Source organism: Sphingobium nicotianae (assembly GCF_018603885.1).
GTDB classification, from domain to species: domain Bacteria; phylum Pseudomonadota; class Alphaproteobacteria; order Sphingomonadales; family Sphingomonadaceae; genus Sphingobium; species Sphingobium nicotianae.
The window spans coordinates 169,969-184,785 of the sequence record NZ_JAHGAW010000008.1; the positions used below are offsets into that span (position 1 = coordinate 169,969).

The 14,817-nt window shown below is 66.5% G+C and carries 17 protein-coding genes and 1 pseudogene; 8 read left to right on the top strand and 10 right to left on the bottom strand.

Annotated elements, in window-relative coordinates; translation table 11 throughout:
• Positions 1–47 precede the first annotated feature (47 nt).
• On the top strand, positions 48–1,028 hold the full coding sequence (locus tag KK488_RS13360) for an NAD-dependent epimerase/dehydratase family protein (RefSeq protein WP_214624178.1): 981 nt from the start codon (positions 48–50) through the stop codon (positions 1,026–1,028).
• Between the two features lie 16 nt (positions 1,029–1,044).
• Here the strand turns inward: KK488_RS13360 and KK488_RS13365 are convergent, their stop codons facing one another.
• Positions 1,045–1,746 carry a class I SAM-dependent methyltransferase gene (locus KK488_RS13365; RefSeq protein WP_214624179.1) on the bottom strand — a complete coding sequence of 234 codons (702 nt, stop codon included), beginning with the start codon at positions 1,744–1,746 and terminating at the stop codon, positions 1,045–1,047.
• Positions 1,747–1,831: 85 nt separating this feature from the next.
• Between KK488_RS13365 and KK488_RS13370 the strand changes: the two genes are divergently transcribed.
• Complete coding sequence (locus tag KK488_RS13370; protein ID WP_214624180.1) at positions 1,832–2,263, top strand: Rrf2 family transcriptional regulator; 432 nt, start codon at positions 1,832–1,834, stop codon at positions 2,261–2,263.
• Between the two features lie 9 nt (positions 2,264–2,272).
• On the opposite strand, the gene KK488_RS13375 is transcribed toward KK488_RS13370, so the two are convergent.
• The 5 genes from KK488_RS13375 to KK488_RS13395 all read right to left on the bottom strand — a co-directional run bounded on the left by KK488_RS13375 (position 2,273) and on the right by KK488_RS13395 (position 5,026).
• Positions 2,273–2,761: an arsinothricin resistance N-acetyltransferase ArsN1 family B gene (locus tag KK488_RS13375; RefSeq protein WP_214624181.1), complete on the bottom strand. Its 489-nt coding sequence runs from the start codon at positions 2,759–2,761 to the stop codon at positions 2,273–2,275.
• Positions 2,762–2,951: 190 nt separating this feature from the next.
• The gene (locus KK488_RS13380) at positions 2,952–3,704 is read right to left on the bottom strand and encodes an SDR family oxidoreductase (protein ID WP_214624182.1); all 753 of its coding nucleotides are present in this window, start codon (positions 3,702–3,704) and stop codon (positions 2,952–2,954) included.
• A 15-nt stretch (positions 3,705–3,719) separates the two neighbouring features.
• The gene (locus tag KK488_RS13385) at positions 3,720–4,037 is read right to left on the bottom strand and encodes a YbjQ family protein (protein ID WP_214624289.1); all 318 of its coding nucleotides are present in this window, start codon (positions 4,035–4,037) and stop codon (positions 3,720–3,722) included.
• A gap of 51 nt (positions 4,038–4,088) precedes the next feature.
• Positions 4,089–4,760: a glutathione S-transferase family protein gene (locus KK488_RS13390; RefSeq protein ID WP_214624183.1), complete on the bottom strand. Its 672-nt coding sequence runs from the start codon at positions 4,758–4,760 to the stop codon at positions 4,089–4,091.
• A 26-nt stretch (positions 4,761–4,786) separates the two neighbouring features.
• Positions 4,787–5,026, bottom strand: coding sequence for a DUF2312 domain-containing protein (locus KK488_RS13395; protein ID WP_214624184.1), 240 nt, complete (start codon positions 5,024–5,026; stop codon positions 4,787–4,789).
• A 123-nt stretch (positions 5,027–5,149) separates the two neighbouring features.
• Between KK488_RS13395 and KK488_RS13400 the strand changes: the two genes are divergently transcribed.
• The 3 genes from KK488_RS13400 to KK488_RS13410 all read left to right on the top strand — a co-directional run bounded on the left by KK488_RS13400 (position 5,150) and on the right by KK488_RS13410 (position 7,313).
• Positions 5,150–5,773, top strand: coding sequence for a LysE family translocator (locus KK488_RS13400; RefSeq protein WP_214624185.1), 624 nt, complete (start codon positions 5,150–5,152; stop codon positions 5,771–5,773).
• 215 nt (positions 5,774–5,988) lie between these two features.
• Entirely contained in the window at positions 5,989–6,444 is a 456-nt protein-coding gene (locus tag KK488_RS13405; RefSeq protein ID WP_214624186.1) for a carboxymuconolactone decarboxylase family protein, read from the top strand.
• Entirely contained in the window at positions 6,444–7,313 is an 870-nt protein-coding gene (locus KK488_RS13410; protein WP_214624187.1) for a sigma-70 family RNA polymerase sigma factor, read from the top strand. The genes KK488_RS13405 and KK488_RS13410 overlap by 1 nt, the downstream gene beginning before the upstream one ends.
• Positions 7,314–7,976: 663 nt before the next feature.
• Here the strand turns inward: KK488_RS13410 and KK488_RS13415 are convergent.
• Both KK488_RS13415 and KK488_RS13420 read right to left on the bottom strand, forming a co-directional pair.
• Positions 7,977–9,347: pseudogene (locus KK488_RS13415) on the bottom strand (DEAD/DEAH box helicase); the annotation flags it as partial.
• Positions 9,348–9,732: 385 nt separating this feature from the next.
• Positions 9,733–10,776 (bottom strand): aspartate-semialdehyde dehydrogenase, encoded by a 1,044-nt coding sequence (locus tag KK488_RS13420; RefSeq protein ID WP_214624189.1) that lies wholly within the window; start codon positions 10,774–10,776, stop codon positions 9,733–9,735.
• A 313-nt stretch (positions 10,777–11,089) separates the two neighbouring features.
• Here KK488_RS13420 and KK488_RS13425 point away from each other — a divergent pair, with 313 nt between their 5' ends.
• Positions 11,090–11,380 carry a GIY-YIG nuclease family protein gene (locus KK488_RS13425; RefSeq protein ID WP_214624190.1) on the top strand — a complete coding sequence of 97 codons (291 nt, stop codon included), beginning with the start codon at positions 11,090–11,092 and terminating at the stop codon, positions 11,378–11,380.
• 131 nt (positions 11,381–11,511) lie between these two features.
• Here the strand turns inward: KK488_RS13425 and KK488_RS13430 are convergent, their stop codons facing one another.
• Complete coding sequence (locus KK488_RS13430) at positions 11,512–11,805, bottom strand: DUF1244 domain-containing protein (RefSeq protein WP_214624191.1); 294 nt, start codon at positions 11,803–11,805, stop codon at positions 11,512–11,514.
• Between the two features lie 113 nt (positions 11,806–11,918).
• Here KK488_RS13430 and pyk point away from each other — a divergent pair, with 113 nt between their 5' ends.
• Positions 11,919–13,382, top strand: coding sequence for a pyruvate kinase (gene pyk / locus KK488_RS13435; RefSeq protein WP_214624192.1), 1,464 nt, complete (start codon positions 11,919–11,921; stop codon positions 13,380–13,382).
• A 301-nt stretch (positions 13,383–13,683) separates the two neighbouring features.
• The gene (locus tag KK488_RS13440) at positions 13,684–14,148 is read left to right on the top strand and encodes a VOC family protein (protein WP_214624193.1); all 465 of its coding nucleotides are present in this window, start codon (positions 13,684–13,686) and stop codon (positions 14,146–14,148) included.
• 10 nt (positions 14,149–14,158) lie between these two features.
• Here KK488_RS13440 and KK488_RS13445 read toward each other — a convergent pair whose 3' ends face one another.
• Complete coding sequence (locus KK488_RS13445; protein WP_214624194.1) at positions 14,159–14,785, bottom strand: hypothetical protein; 627 nt, start codon at positions 14,783–14,785, stop codon at positions 14,159–14,161.
• Between the last annotated feature and the right edge of the window lie 32 nt (positions 14,786–14,817).

A 14,817-nucleotide genomic window follows, 5' to 3' on the forward strand; every position in this document is an offset into this window, starting at 1 on the left:
CGAACGGTTTATCTGGGTTCGTGATTCGCTGGCTTTCGGAGCAACCCATGATTCTGGTCACCGGCAGCGCCGGACATCTCGGCGAAGCGCTGATGCGCAGCTTCCGCGCGGAGGGCGTGCCGGCGCGGGGTATGGACATCAAGCCGTCGCCTTATACGGACATCGTCGCCTCGATCACCGATCGCGCGGCGTTGGCCGAGGCGATGATCGGCGTCGGCGACGTGATCAACAGCGCGACGCTGCACAAGCCGCATGTCGTTACGCACAGCCACCAGATGTTCGTGGACACCAACATCTCCGGCACGCTGGCGCTGCTGGAAGCGGCGATCGCGGCCGGCGTCCGCGCCTTCGTCCAGACCAGCACGACCAGCACCTTCGGCAGCGCGATGACGCCCGCGTTCGGCGAGCCGGCCGCCTGGGTGACGGAAGACGTGATGCCGATCCCGCGCAACATCTATGGATCGACCAAGCTCGCCGCCGAGCATCTGTGCGAGATGGTCGGGCGCCGGGGTAAGCTGCCGGTCATCGTCCTGCGCACCTCGCGCTTCTTCCCGGAGGAGGATGACAATGCCGGGCGGCGCAGCGCCTTCTCGCGCGACAATCTCCAGGCGCTCGAACTGCTCCACCGCCGCGTCGACATCGCCGACATCGTCAGCGCGCATCGCCTCGCCCTCGCCAAGGCGCCGGCGCTGGGTTTCGGCCGCTTCATCGTTTCGGCAACCTCGCCTTTCACGCAGGCGGACCTGCCGCTGCTGAACCGCGATGCCCGCGCCGTTATCGAGCGACATTATCCGCAGGCGGAATCGTTGTTCGAGCGGGCCGGCTGGTCCTTCCCGCCTGCGCTCGATCGCGTCTATGTGAATGCCCGCGCCCGCGATATGCTCGGTTGGTCCCCGGTCCATGACTTCGCTCATATGCTCGATTGCCTGGCGCAGGGCTGCGACTTCCGCAGCGACCTCGCCCGCGCCGTCGGCAGCAAGGGCTATCATGACGAGATCTTCGCCGAGGGGCCTTATCCGGTTGATTGAACTCCAGTGATCCGACCTAGGCATATCCCACCCAGCCGCGCCAGGTGAAGGCCGCATAGAACATTGCGACATCGCGAAAGCCGGCTTGTTCAAGGATCGCTGCGTCCTTCTCGGGGTCGAAGAGATCGAGATTGGCCGCAACGGCGTTTCTGGCACCAAGGGCCTGATCGGGAGCGACACCCGAGGCGATGGCGAATGCGGCGTAGCGATCGAGCCATTGGGCGCGGGCTGGCTGGGTTTGAGGGAAGCTCGAATGGGCGGCCACGAAGGGCGCCCGGGGCTTCAGCCGGCGGTGCAGTTCCGCGACCGTGCGTCGTCGCTCCTCGGCGCCGAGGAAGTGGAGCGTCAGCAGGCAGGTCGCGCCGTCGAAGGGCCCCAGCGGCGCATCCTCGATATAGCCCTTGACCCATTCGACGCGCCGGGCTGCGTCGCCCATCAGATCCCGCGCGGCGACCAGCATCTGCTCCGCCGGGTCGACGCCCACAAATGTCCAGCCGGGGTGCGTATCGGCCAGCGCCTTGAGCTCCAGTCCGCCCCCGGCGCCGAGGACGAGAATATGGGCATCGGCCGGCGCCCGCTCGGCGAGCAGGATCGCGGTCATGCGATGGAGGTCGGCAAAGCCGGGAACGAAGCGGCGCGGCCCTTCGGCATAGCGGGCGACCGCGGCAGGATCGGAGAAGGCGGCAAGGAAGTCGATGGGTGCTGGTGTATCGGTCATGGGAATCTCTCATGCAACTTATAGAGTTTCATATTCGCCGCTGGGAGTGTTTTGCAACCTCAAATGTTGCGTGATAGAGAGTCTCATGCAATTGGACGCCCGTCTCTCCAGAACGCTGCATCTGCTCATTCATCTGGCGCGCGCGGACGGACCGATCACTTCGGAGGAAGCCGCCCGGATGCTCGGCACGCACGCGGTCGTCGTCCGTCGCGACATGGCTGGATTGCGCGAGGCGGGGCACGTCCAATCGGTGAAGGGGCATGGCGGAGGCTGGACCCTCAGCCGCCCGCTCGATCAGATCAGCATGCTGGATATCTACGAGGCGCTCGGCGAACCGCGCCTTTTTTCCCTTGGCCCGGCAACAGTGGCGCCGGATTGTCTCGTCGAACAGGCCGTCAACGCATCCATGGCCACCGCCCTGGACGATGCCCGCGTGCTACTGCTGACGCATCTTCGAGGCGTGAGCCTCGCCGACATCGCCGCCGACTTCGACAAGCGTTTGTGCGAGCGATCCTGACTGTCGCGACTATAACACCCGCTGCCACCAGCCGACGTCGCGCCAGCCGTCCATCTTCCAGCCGACCTCGCGATAGATGCCGACCGGCGTGAAACCCATCGCTTCGTGCAGGGCGATGCTGGCGGGGTTGGGGAGGGCGATGCCGGCGAAGACGGCATGGACGCCCTTGGCCTTCAGCAGCGGAAAAAGCGCGGCATAGAGCGCGCGGCCGATGCCCTGGCGGGCCGCTTGGGGATCGACATAGATGCCGATGTCGGCCGAGGTCTGGTAGGCGGCGCGGGTGCGGTGCGGGCTGCCATAGGCATAGCCGAGCACCGTCCCGGCCTCATCCTGCGCGACCAGCCAGGCGTGGCTGGCGCCATAGGTGGCGATGCGCGCGGCCATCTCCGCGGCATCTGGCGGCTCGGTCTCGAAGCTCACCCAATTGTCGGTGACGAAGGGGCGGTAGATGTCCGCGCAGCGCGCGGCATCGGTGGGGAGGGCGGGGCAGATCAGCATGGCCCGGCCTCGAAACCTTTCCCCGTTCGCTTCGAGCTGAGGTTCGAGCCCTTCGACTGCCCGCAGGGCGGGCGCTCAGGATAAACTTCAGCCTTTGGCTGAAGTTGAGAACCGGAGTCGAGAAGACGTTCTCGACAGCCGTCTCGACAAGCTCGACGGCCGCTCGAAGCGAACGGGGAGGGTTGCGCCGTCATCCCCGCCCGACAAACGGCATCTTGCTCGGCATCACCGTCAGTTCGAAGACGTTCGCGTCGATCGGCAGGCTGTCCATATAGGCGATGGCATCGCCGACCAGGCTGGCGCTCATCACCGGCTCGGGCACCATCCTGCCGTCCGCCTGCGGCACGCCCCGGGCGAAGCTGTCGGAAAAGCCGCTTTGCGCATTGCCGATGTCGATCTGGCCAACCGCGATGTCGTAGCGCCGCCCTTCCAGCGATCCGGCCTTGGTGAGGCCCGAGACGCCATGCTTGCTGGCGCAATAGGCGACCGTGTCCGGACGCGGGCTATAGGCCGAGATGGAGCCGTTGTTGATGATCCGGCCGCCCTGCGGGCTCTGGTCCTTCATGACGCGGAAGGCGGCCTGCATGCAGAGGAAGGCGCCGGTCAGATTGACGTCGACCACCTCGCGGAAGGCGGCGATGTCCATGTCCTCGATGTGGAAGCGCCCGCCATTGAGCCCGGCATTGTTGAAGAGCAGGTCGACCCGGCCGTGGCTCGCCACCGCCGCATCGAACAATGCCTTGACCGAGCCCGCGTCGGCGACATTGGTCGGCACGCAGAGCGGCGCCTCGGCCGCGCCGGCGCAGAGCGCCGCCGTCTCGTCGAGCGCATCGGCGCGGCGTCCCGCCAGCACCAGCCTGTAACCCTTGCCGGCCAGCGTGATGGCGACGGCGCGACCGATGCCGCTCCCCGCGCCGGTGATGACGGCGATCCGTCCGGTCATGCAATCTCTCTCCTGTCAGACGTAAACGGCGGTGCCCGTCGCCGAGACCATCAGCATCGAGCCTTTGGAGCCGAGCACTTCATAATCGAGATCGACGCCGATGACGGCATTGGCGCCGAGCGACGCGGCACGGGTTCGCATCTCGGCGAGGGCCTCCTCGCGGGCGCGGCCGAGCACTTCCTCATAGGAACCGGCGCGTCCTCCGACGATGTCGCGAATGCTGGCGAAAATGTCGCGGAACAGGTTCGCGCCGACGATCACCTCGCCGGTGACGATACCGTAATAACGCTGTACCGGGCGGCCGTCGACGCCGTTGGTGGTCGTCACGATCATCTCGGCGGGCATCTCGGTGGGCGCATTGCCCCAGGGATTGTCAGCCATGGCTCAGCTCGTTGCCGGCTGGGCATTGCGCGCCATGATCGCGGCGAAGCTCTGCCGCATTTCGCTCGTGGCGCGTGCCAGCACCGGGTCGGCCTGGGCGCGGTCGAGATAGGCGGTGAGGAAGCTGTGTCGCGTCAGCAGATCAGCGATCTCCGGCACGATGGAGATGATGCTGGCCAGGGTCACGAACGGCACCATCACCGCGTCGGCGATGCTGAGCCTGTCGCCGACGGCATAGGGATCATCGCCCATCAGCCGGGCGAGCGCCACGCAGCCTTTTTCCGCCTGGGCAAGCGCCGCTGTGACGACCGGCTCGTTCTCCGACATGCGAAAGACGCGATGGACCAGGAACGGGCGCATGCCGGTGGCGAACTCGACCACGGCGATCGCCTCGATCTCGCGCGCCCGGCCACGCTGGGCGGGCGACGCCGGCAGTAGCGAAGGTCCGCTCAGCGCCTCGTCCAGATAGGCGACGATGGCGCCCGATTCGCACATATGGCTGCCATCGTCGAGCGCGAGGATCGGGATCCGTCCCATCGGGCTGATCGCCTGGAATTCGGCGCTCTGCATCGAGCCGCCGGGTGGCGGCGCAACGTCGATCTCATGACCCTTGGCATGGGCCACGATGAGGCAGCGCTGGACGAAGGGCGAGGCAAGCGAACCGATGAGATGCATGACCGTATCTCCCTGACGGCCGCGCGTCAGTCGAGTCCGAGCGCGGCCTTGTAAGTTTCGAGCAGCATCTCGGCTTCCTCGCGATGATGCTTTTCCATCTTCCGCAGGCGGACGATCGAACGCATCGTCTTCACGTCGAAGCCGGTTGCCTTGGCCTCACCATAAACGTCCTTGATGTCGTCCGCGATGCCCTTCTTCTCTTCCTCCAGGCGCTCAATGCGCTCGATGAGAAGGCGGAGCTGGTCGGCGGAGATATTGTCGCTCATGGGAATTGGCACTCCAGAAAGTTGGGGATGGGGTTGATCGGCTCGCGGCGATAGCGAGGGGGGAGGGGGCCTGTCCAGAACCGATCGCTTCCCGGTGCACGATCGCGATGCTATCGGCCGGACATGATCGACTGGACCCCGCTTTTCCACATCGCCGTCATCTTCGCATTGGGCGTGATCAGCCCGGGGCCGAACTTCCTGGTGGTCGCGCAGCGCGCCATGCTGCGCGGCCGCACCGAGGCGTTCGCCACGGTGGCCGGCGTGGCGACGGTCAGTATGATGTGGGCGGCGGCCAGCCTGTTCGGCCTCACCATCATCTTCAAGCTCTTTCCCTGGACGCATCTCGTGCTGCGCATCGCCGGCGCCTCCTATCTGGTCTGGGCCGGCATCAAGCTGTGGCTGGCGGCGAGCAAGCCGCCGCGCGAGGCGCCGGCCGGGCAGTCGGCGCGGCGCGGCCTGATCGACGCCTATCGCGCCGGCCTCGCCACCAATCTCTCCAATGCCAAGGCGATCGCCTTCTACAGCTCGGCCTTCTCCGCCGCCGCGCCCGCGCCGGACAAGACCGCGACGCTCTGGGCCGCTCTCGTGCTGGTCTTGATCCTGGTGCTGAGCTGGTACGGCACGGTCGTCATGATCCTCGCCACCGGCCCGCTGGCGCGCAGCTACCGGCGCGGCCGCAAATGGATCGAGCGGGTGAGCGGCGTGCTGATGATCGGCTTCGGGGTAAGGTTGGCGGCGAGCGATTAGGCAGTCCCCTCCAATTCCGTTCGTTTCGAGCTGAGGTTCGAGCGAAGTCGAGAACCGGAGTCGAGAAATCTGCCCTTGGTCGCAGTTCTCGACAACCATCTCGACTTCGCTCGATGGTCGCTCGAACCGAACGGGGAATGAAAATGATTCGAGCCCATGTCACACCGGCCGATCTCCGCTCGTCATGTCCGTGCAACCTAGCAAAGGACAAAGACATGACCGCCAAGCTTGACCCCTATGCCGCCTCGCCCTCGCTCATGAAGCAGTGGACCGCCGTCTCCATGGCCGTCGAGAAGGGGCTGGAGCCCGACCTCGTCGAGCTGGTCAAGATCCGCTCCTCGCAGATCAACCAGTGCGCCAACTGCATCAACATGCACAGCGTCGACGCCCGCGCCCATGGCGAGACCGAGCAGCGCATCTATCTCCTCTCGGCCTGGCGCGAGGCGCCATGCTATACCGACCGCGAGCGCGCTGCCCTCGCCTGGACGGAGGCGCTGACGACCATTGCGCAGGGCCACAGCCAGGAAGCGGCCCATGCCGCGCTGGCCGCGCATTTCACGGCGGAGGAGCAGGTGAACCTCACTCTGATGATCAACATCATCAATGGCTGGAACCGGATCGCGGTCGGCTTCGGCCTCTGGTACGAGACGCCTGCCAAGGCCGCGGCCTGATGCGGACGGGGACGCAGCCGGGCGCGCCGGACGACGCGGCGGTGAGCTTCGATCCACTGCGTCCCCGGCTGATCCGCGTCGCCTATCGCATGCTTGGCTCGGTCGCCGATGCCGAGGATGTGGTGCAGGAGGCGTTCATCCGCTGGCTGGGCGTCGATCGCGCAGAGGTGCGCGAGCCGGAGGCCTTTTTGCGGCGGACGGTGACGCGCCTCTGCCTCGATCAGCTCAAGTCGGCTCGCCACCAGCGTGAGACCTATGTCGGCCCGTGGCTGCCCGATCCGATCGTGGAGGAGGAGGAAGCGGAGGACGTCACCCTGCCGCTGATGCTGGCGCTGGAGCGGCTCTCCCCGCTGGAGCGCGCCGCCTTCCTGCTGCACGACGTGTTCGGCGTCGGCTTCGAGGAAGTGGCGGGCACGATCGGGCGCGATCCGGCCGCGACCCGCCAGCTCGCCGCCCGCGCGCGCGATCATGTCCGGGCGGCGCGGCCGCGTTTTCAGGTCGAACGACAGAAGGGGCTGGAGATCGCCAATGCCTTCTTCGCGGCATCCCGCACCGGCGACATGACCGCGCTCGGCGCGATGCTCGCGGCGGACGTGAGCATGCACAGCGACGGCGGCGGCAAGCGCAACGCGGCGCTGGAGGTGGTTGCCGGCTTCCGGCGGGTGATGCACCTCAGCAAGGTGCTGAGCGTGCTGTTCCGCAAGCACGGCTCGACGCTGGTGCGGGCGGGCTTCGTCAATGGCCTGCCCGGCTTCGTCACGATGGAGGCGGACGGCGAGATCCAGACCACGGCGCTGGAGATCGAGGACGGCAAGGTCGCGGCGATCTATATCATGCGCAATCCGGACAAGCTGAAGCATCTGCATTGAAAAAGGGCGGGTGCCTGCGCGCCCGCCCTTTGTCTCTGTCCGTTCGGTTCGAGCGGCCGTCGAGCTTGTCGAGACGGCTGTCGAGAACGCAACGCCGAGCTGCCTTTCTCGACTCCGGTTCTCGACAAGCTCGAACCTCAGCTCGAAACGAACGGAGAGGGTTTTGACGGTGCTGGCTTAGCCCGCGCGGCCGGCACCACTGCGGCGACCACCGCCGTTGCCGCCTTGCGGACGCCCGCCACCGCCGAAACGGCGCTGGCCCTGCGGCTTGCCTCCACGCGGCGCACCGTCACCGCGCGGATTGCCCTGCGGCTGGACGCCGTCGCGCATGCGCTTGGGCATCGGCTCGCCGCCCGACGAGGTGGCTGCATCGGAATAGACCTTCAGCGGATCGAAGCCGGGACGGCCCTGACCCTGATGACGGCCGTCGCCATTGCGCGATTCGCCGTGCCGCCCACCGGCATTGCGCTGGCCATGATGGCCGCCGCGCTCGTCGCGGGCAACGCGCCCGTCATGGCCCTGGCGACCCTCCTGCGCGCGATTGACCCAGGCAGGGCGTTGACCGCTGATCTCGATTGCAACGGGGCGACGCTCGCCATTGTGGCGCGGCGCCTCGTCGCGGACCTGCGCAGTGGCGACACGCGGAGCATGATCGTTGCGGCCGCGCTCGTCGCGACGGGGCTCGCTGTGGCGTGGGGCCTCGTCACGATTCCGGCCGGGGCCGCCGTGCGTACGCCGTTCGCCGCCGCGTTCGCCGCCACGCTGCTGACCATCGCGCCCGGTGCCGGGGCGACCGCCACCGCGACCCTGACGGCCACGGCCGGCATCGCCATGTACGGCCTCGTCCACCGCCTTCTTGGAGGGCAGCGGCAGGCGCCGCGCCTCCACGACGAAATCTTCCGGCAGCGGCATCTCGGTCAGCTTGATGCGGGTCAGCTTCTCGATGTCGCGCAGATAGGGCTTCTCGTCCGGCGCAACGAAGCTCATCGCGATGCCGTCCGCCCCCGCGCGGGCCGTGCGGCCGATGCGGTGGACATATTGCTCGGCGACGTTCGGCAGCTCGAAGTTGAAGACGTGGGACACGCCCGTCACGTCGATGCCGCGTGCGGCAATGTCGGTGGCGACCAGCACGCGGATCGCGCCGGTGCGGAAGCCCTGCAGCGCCGCGGTCCGCTGGCCCTGGCTCTTGTTGCCGTGAATGGCAGCCGCGCCGATGCCGGCGGCGACGAGATGCTTGGTCACGCGGTCTGCGCCATGCTTGGTACGGGTGAAGACCAGCGCGCGGTCAAGCGCTTCGCTGGTCATCGTCTCGCGCAGGCGCAGGGTCAGCAGGGCCTGCTTCTCCGCCTGATTGACGTAGGTCGCATATTGCTCGACGCGCTCGGCCGTCGTCGACTGCGGGGCGACCGAGACCTTGACCGGATCGTTGATGAAGCGCTTGCCCAGCTCGGCGATCGACTGCGGCATGGTCGCCGAGAAGAACAGGCTCTGGCGCTCGGCCGGCAGCATCTTGGCGATCTGGGTGAGCGGCTTGATGAAGCCGAGGTCCATCATCTGGTCGGCCTCGTCGAGCACGAAGATCTCGACATTGCGCAGCGTCAGCGCGCGCTGCTCGATCAGGTCGAGCAAGCGGCCGGGCGTCGCGACGAGAATGTCGGCGCCGGGCACCAGCGCACGCGCCTGCTTGCCGACGGGCACGCCGCCGAAGATGCACTGCACGTTGAGCGCGAGATATTTGGCATAGCCACGCATATTCTCGGCGATCTGCGCGGCGAGCTCGCGGGTCGGCGAGAGCACCAGCATGCGGCAGGAGGCCGGCTTGCGCGGCTGGGGATTGAGGGACAGGCGATGCAGCGAGGGCAGCGAGAAGGCCGCCGTCTTGCCGGTGCCGGTCTGCGCGATGCCGAGCAGGTCGCGACCCTCCATGAGCGCGGGAATGGCCTGGCTCTGGATCGGCGTGGGGTCGGAATAGCCCTTCGTGCTGAGTGCGCGAAGGATAGGCTCGGCCAGACCGAGCTGTTCGAAGAATGACATGAAAATCGTCTCAATATGATTTTGCGGCGCGCGCGCATCTATGGCGCGGGCGCGGCAGGGTTCGTTATGGCGACCCTGCGTGAAGAAGGCTGCTTAAGCGGTTATGCGTCCGTCAGTCCCGGCGGCCCGTATGCGATTACGCGGGGCCTCACGCGGCTCGGGATTGCGCTGACTTTGAGAAGCCAGGGCCGGACGCTGAGGAGGCAGATAGGGTGCATTGCACAAGAAAGCAAGAAAATTGCGCACTGCCTATTCCTCCCCAAGCGCGCTTGGGGAGGGGGACCGCCGAAGGCGGTGGAGGGGAGTCGCCGACAGGCGATAGGGAGCGCCATTCCCCTCCACCACTTCGTGGTCCCCCTCCCCATCTGCGATGGGGAGGAACAGGTTACCGCCCGCAGAGCACCTCACCGATCTGGATGGCGTTCAGCGCCGCGCCCTTGCGCAGATTGTCGCCGACGACGAACAGCGCGAGGCCATGCTCCACCGTGCGGTCCGGGCGGACGCGGCCGACGAAGACCGGATCGGCGCCAGTCGCTTCCAGCGGGTTCGGCACGTCGCTCACCACCACGCCGGGCGCCCTGGCGAGCAGGCCGAGCGCAGTCTGCACGTCGATCGGCCGCTCGAACTCGGCGTTGATCGAGAGCGAATGGCCGGTGAACACGGGCACACGTACGCAGGTGCCCGAGACGGGCAGACCGGGGATCTCGAGGATCTTGCGGCTCTCGTCGCGCAGCTTCAGCTCCTCCTCGGTATAACCGTCCTCGCCCAGCACATAATTGAGCGGCACGACATTGTTGGCGATCGGCACCGCCCATTTCTCCGGCGCGGGCACGAACTCGGCATTGCCCTCGAAGGCCAGCTCGCGGGCGCGACTGCCCACGGCATCGATCTGGCGGGCGAGCACGTCGATCCCCTCCATGCCGCCACCCGACACCGCCTGATAGGTGGCGACGATCAGCCGCTTGAGCCCGGCCGCCTCATGCAGGGGCTTGAGTACCGGCATCGCGGCCATGGTCGTGCAATTGGGGTTGGCGACGATGCCCTTGGGGATGTTCGCCAGCGCATGCGGGTTCACTTCGGAGACGACCAGCGGCACGTCCGGGTCGCTGCGCCAGGCCGAGCTGTTGTCGACCACGATCGCGCCCGCCGCCGCGACCTTCGGCGCCAGCGCCTTGCTGGTCGATCCGCCGGCCGAGAAGAAGACGATGTCGAGCCCGGTGAAGTCGGCGGTCGAGGCATCTTCGACCGTGATCTGCTGGCCGTTCCATTCGACCTGCGAACCGGCCGAGCGGGCCGAGGCGAAGAGGCGCAGCGTGCCGACCGGGAATTCGCGCTCGGCGAGCAGCTGGCGCATCATCGACCCGACGAGGCCGGTGGCGCCGACTACGCCGACATTCAGGCGGGCATTGGAGGAGAAACGGGCAACCATGATCAACTTCCTTCCTGTTGGTGGAAGGCGCGGGGATCAGCTTTCGGTGGAAAGTGCCCCGCGCTCTTCGCGGGGCTTGGGTCCGGATCGTCGGGCCCTCAGGCCGCGCGCGCATCCGAAACCGCCCCGCGAGCGCGGGTCGGTTTAATGCTAATCGGCTTGGCGATCATCATCGACATGGGCCGCGCCTCTAAAGGCGAGAGGTTAAGATGTAAACCGGGGGCACGTGATTTTTGTGGGACAGGTACGTTCGCCCTTGGTCGTCATGCCAGCGAAAGCTGGCATCTCATGAGGCAGTGACTAAGATTCCGGCATGGAACGCGGCGGCTGGACCTACATCATGACGAACAAGCCCCGTGGCGTGCTCTATGTCGGTGTCGCGGCGGATCTGCCGGCGCGGGTTTTCCAGCACCGCAACGGAACCGGATCGTCCTTCTGCCGAAAATACAATCTTACCCGGCTCGTCTTCGCCGAACGCCATGACGACATCGTAACGGCAATTGCGCGGGAGAAAGCCCTGAAGGCCTGGCAGCGCGCGTGGAAGATCGAGCTGGTCGAGAGCATCAATCCAGGTTGGGATAATCTCTTCGACGTCATCCTCTGACGCACGAGACCCCAGCGTTCGCTGGGGTGACGAGACTGACAAAACCACCGAATCCCCACTCGTCATGCCAGCGAAAGCTGGCATCTCGTCCGGTTTTGGACAGGTCTCCCGGCCGGCACTCGCCGCCGCCCTCAACCCGCGTTCTTCGCCATGCTTTCCTGCATCTTCGCGAGCTGCTCGGGCGTCGCCTCGGTCTGGTAGCGCGCTTTCCATTCGCTTTGCGGCATGCCGTAGATGAGCGTGCGCGCCTCGTCCTTGCTCATCGTGCCGTCCGCCTCCTGCACCCAGTCGCCCAGGCAATTGCGGCAGAAGCCGGCGAGGCCCATCAGGTCGACATTCTGCGCATCGGTGCGATGGCGCAGATGTTCGACGAGCCGCCGGAACGCCGCCGCCGCGATCTTGTCATCGAGCGCCTCTATCGTCATTGCATGTCCCTCTGCTTCGGGTTCGAACGACTATTGTCCGCTTTCGGACAGTTGCTGCTTGGATTTTCCCATTTGGGCAGGCATTGCGCTGACGCAAGAGGGTATCGCCTGATATGAAGAAGCTCCCACCCCGCACCCGCAAGGTTCGCATCCTGGCGACCCTGGGCCCGGCCAGCAGCAGCGAGGCGATGATCCGCAAGCTGTACCTGGCCGGCGCCGATGCCTTCCGCCTCAACATGAGCCATGGCGGGCATGAGGGACATGCCGCCAACATCGAGATCATCCGGGGTTTCGAGAAGGATTATGGCCGCCCGACCACCATCCTGGCGGACCTGCAAGGCCCCAAGCTGCGCATCGGCACCTTCGCCAACGGCCCGGTCACGCTGGCCAAGGGCGCACGCTTCCGGCTCGATCGCGATCCGACGCCTGGCAACCAGAGTCGCGTCGCTTTGCTCCATCCCGAGATTTTTGCCGCGGCGCATGAAGGCACGCGCCTGCTGCTCGATGACGGCAAGCTGGTGCTGCGCGTCCAGTCGGTCAGCGACGTGGCGATCGACACGCTCGTCGAGGTCGGTGGCACCTTGTCCGAGCGCAAGGGCGTCAATGTGCCCGACGTCGTGCTGCCCATGGCGGCGCTGACCGACAAGGACCGGCGCGATCTCGCCTTCGCGGTCGAGGCGGGCTGCGACTGGATCGCGCTCAGCTTCGTGCAGCGCCCGCAGGATCTGGCCGAGGCGCGGCGGCTGATGGGTGGCCATGGGCAGTTGCTCGCCAAGATCGAGAAGCCGGCGGCGCTCGCCTGCCTGGACGAGATATTGGAGATGTCGGACGCGGTGATGGTCGCGCGCGGCGATCTCGGCGTCGAGCTGCCGCCTTATGCGGTGCCGCCGCTGCAGAAGCAGATTGTCGAGAGCGCCCGGCGCCTCGGCAAGCCGGTGGTCGTCGCGACACAGATGCTCGAATCGATGATCAAGGCGCCGACGCCGACCCGTGCCGAAGTGTCGGACGTGGCGACGGCGGTCTATGACGGCGCCGACGCGGTGATGCTCTCGGCCGAGACGGCGGCGGGCGACTGGCCCGAGGAGGCCGTGGCGATGATGGACAGCATCGCCCACAGCGTCGAGCATGATCCGGGCTATCTCGACCGGCTGCACTTCACCAAGACCATGCCCGATCCGACCACGGCCGACGCGCTGGCCGAGGCCAGCCAACGGATCACCGAGACGGTGACGGCCAAGGCGATCGTCTGCTTCACCTCCTCGGGCAGCACGGTGCGCCGCGTCGCGCGCGAGCGCCCCTCCGCACCGATCCTCGCGCTGACCCCGCGCGTCAGCACCGCGCGGCGGCTGGGGCTGATGTGGGGCGTCCACGCCGTGCGCACGCGCGACGTCGGCAGCTTCGAGGAGATGATCGGCAAGTCCAAGCGCATGGCCTTGCGCCATGGCGTGGCCGGGGCCGGCGACAAGATCATCATCCTCGCCGGCGTCCCCTTCGGCACGCCGGGCTCGACCAACGTGCTCCACGTCGCCACGATCCGCGGCGACGAGCTCAAGGCACATGGCGAGGGCGAGGGGTAGGCGCGCCCCAAACCTTCTCCCGCAAGCGGGAGAAGGATACGCAGCCTTATGAGCGAAGCGAATTAGGCGCAGTTGGATGAGGGTCTTGCTTCATCGGCAACGTCCACAAGACCCTCACCCTCCCGCTTCGCGGGTCCCTCCCTCTCCCGCAAGCGGGAGAGGGGTGCTGCCGCCCCGCGCACCGTTTTGCTTCCGCGCGGGATAAGACCCGCCGTGCCGCTGGTGTAGCCTCGCGCCCATGATCGGTGCCGGCACGGTCCCGATTCGGCCAACGGGCCAGGGTTCAGGGAGACGGACGGCAATGGCGAGCGTGGCAATCGACGATGCGCTGAAGATCGAGGCGCTGCGCACGCTCAAGTTCGCGGTGTCGGACTGCGACAAATCCCTGGCCTTCTACGAGAAGACCTTCTTCGCGCAGCGCATCGCCGCAGCCGATCATCGCGATGCGGATGGGAATATCTACGCCTATATCTGCCAGGTGCCGGGACTGGGCACGGCGCTCGACCTGCGCCTGCTGCCCGCCCATGCCGCCGCCGCCAAGAAGTTCGACGTGATCTCGCTTGTCGTGCCGACGCGCGACAATCTCGAAGCCTGGGTCAAGCATCTCGACGCGGTCGGCGCATCGCACAGCGGCATCATCCCCACCCGGCTCTCCTGGTGCATCGTCGTCGAGGATCCCGACGGCCGCAAGATCAAGATCTTCGCCCGTCAGGGCCACGGCCCGGAAGTCGAGAGCGACATGGAGAATCCCTGGTTCGACAACTGAGGGGCGGCTCCTAGGCCGCCGCCGCTTCCTTCTCATACACCCAGAAATTTTCGCCGAACCGCTCGTGGAGCTCGGCGAGCAGCTCCTTCTGGATCTCCTTGACGCGCGCCGCCGTGGTCAGCTCGCTCTCGTCCACTTCCTCCCATGTGAGGCTCGTCTTGTCCTCATAGAGATGCTCGCCGGCGAGGCGGGCATTCTCGTCATAGGGCCAGATGAAAGCCTGCCGGCTCTGCACGTGGTAATATTTGTCCGGATCGGGCACGGCATAGCCGATCGCCTGCATGATCGCGCCGAGGCCGAGCAGGTTGAAGGTGAGTTCGTCCGCGACGCCCCAGTCCGCCACGGCGATCCGGTCGTCGCTGTTCCACAGCACGACGTCGCCGACACTGTTGTAGAAGGCCATGACGCCTTCGCGCCCCTCGATCACTGCCGGGTTGGCGCCCCAGGTGACCCGATAGACCGGGTTCGCCACCATCATGTCGTCGCTGCAGATCCGGTCGTAGAGGCCCGCGCCCTCCAGATGCACGTGCCGCCAGAAATTGAGCAGGATCTTCCTGTGCAGCGGATTGCTGGTCTGCTCATAGAGCCGCTCGGTGGGTTTCATGCAGTCATAGACGGCCTGTTCGAACCGGTTCATGTCGTGCCTCTCTCCAGACTTTGTCATCGATG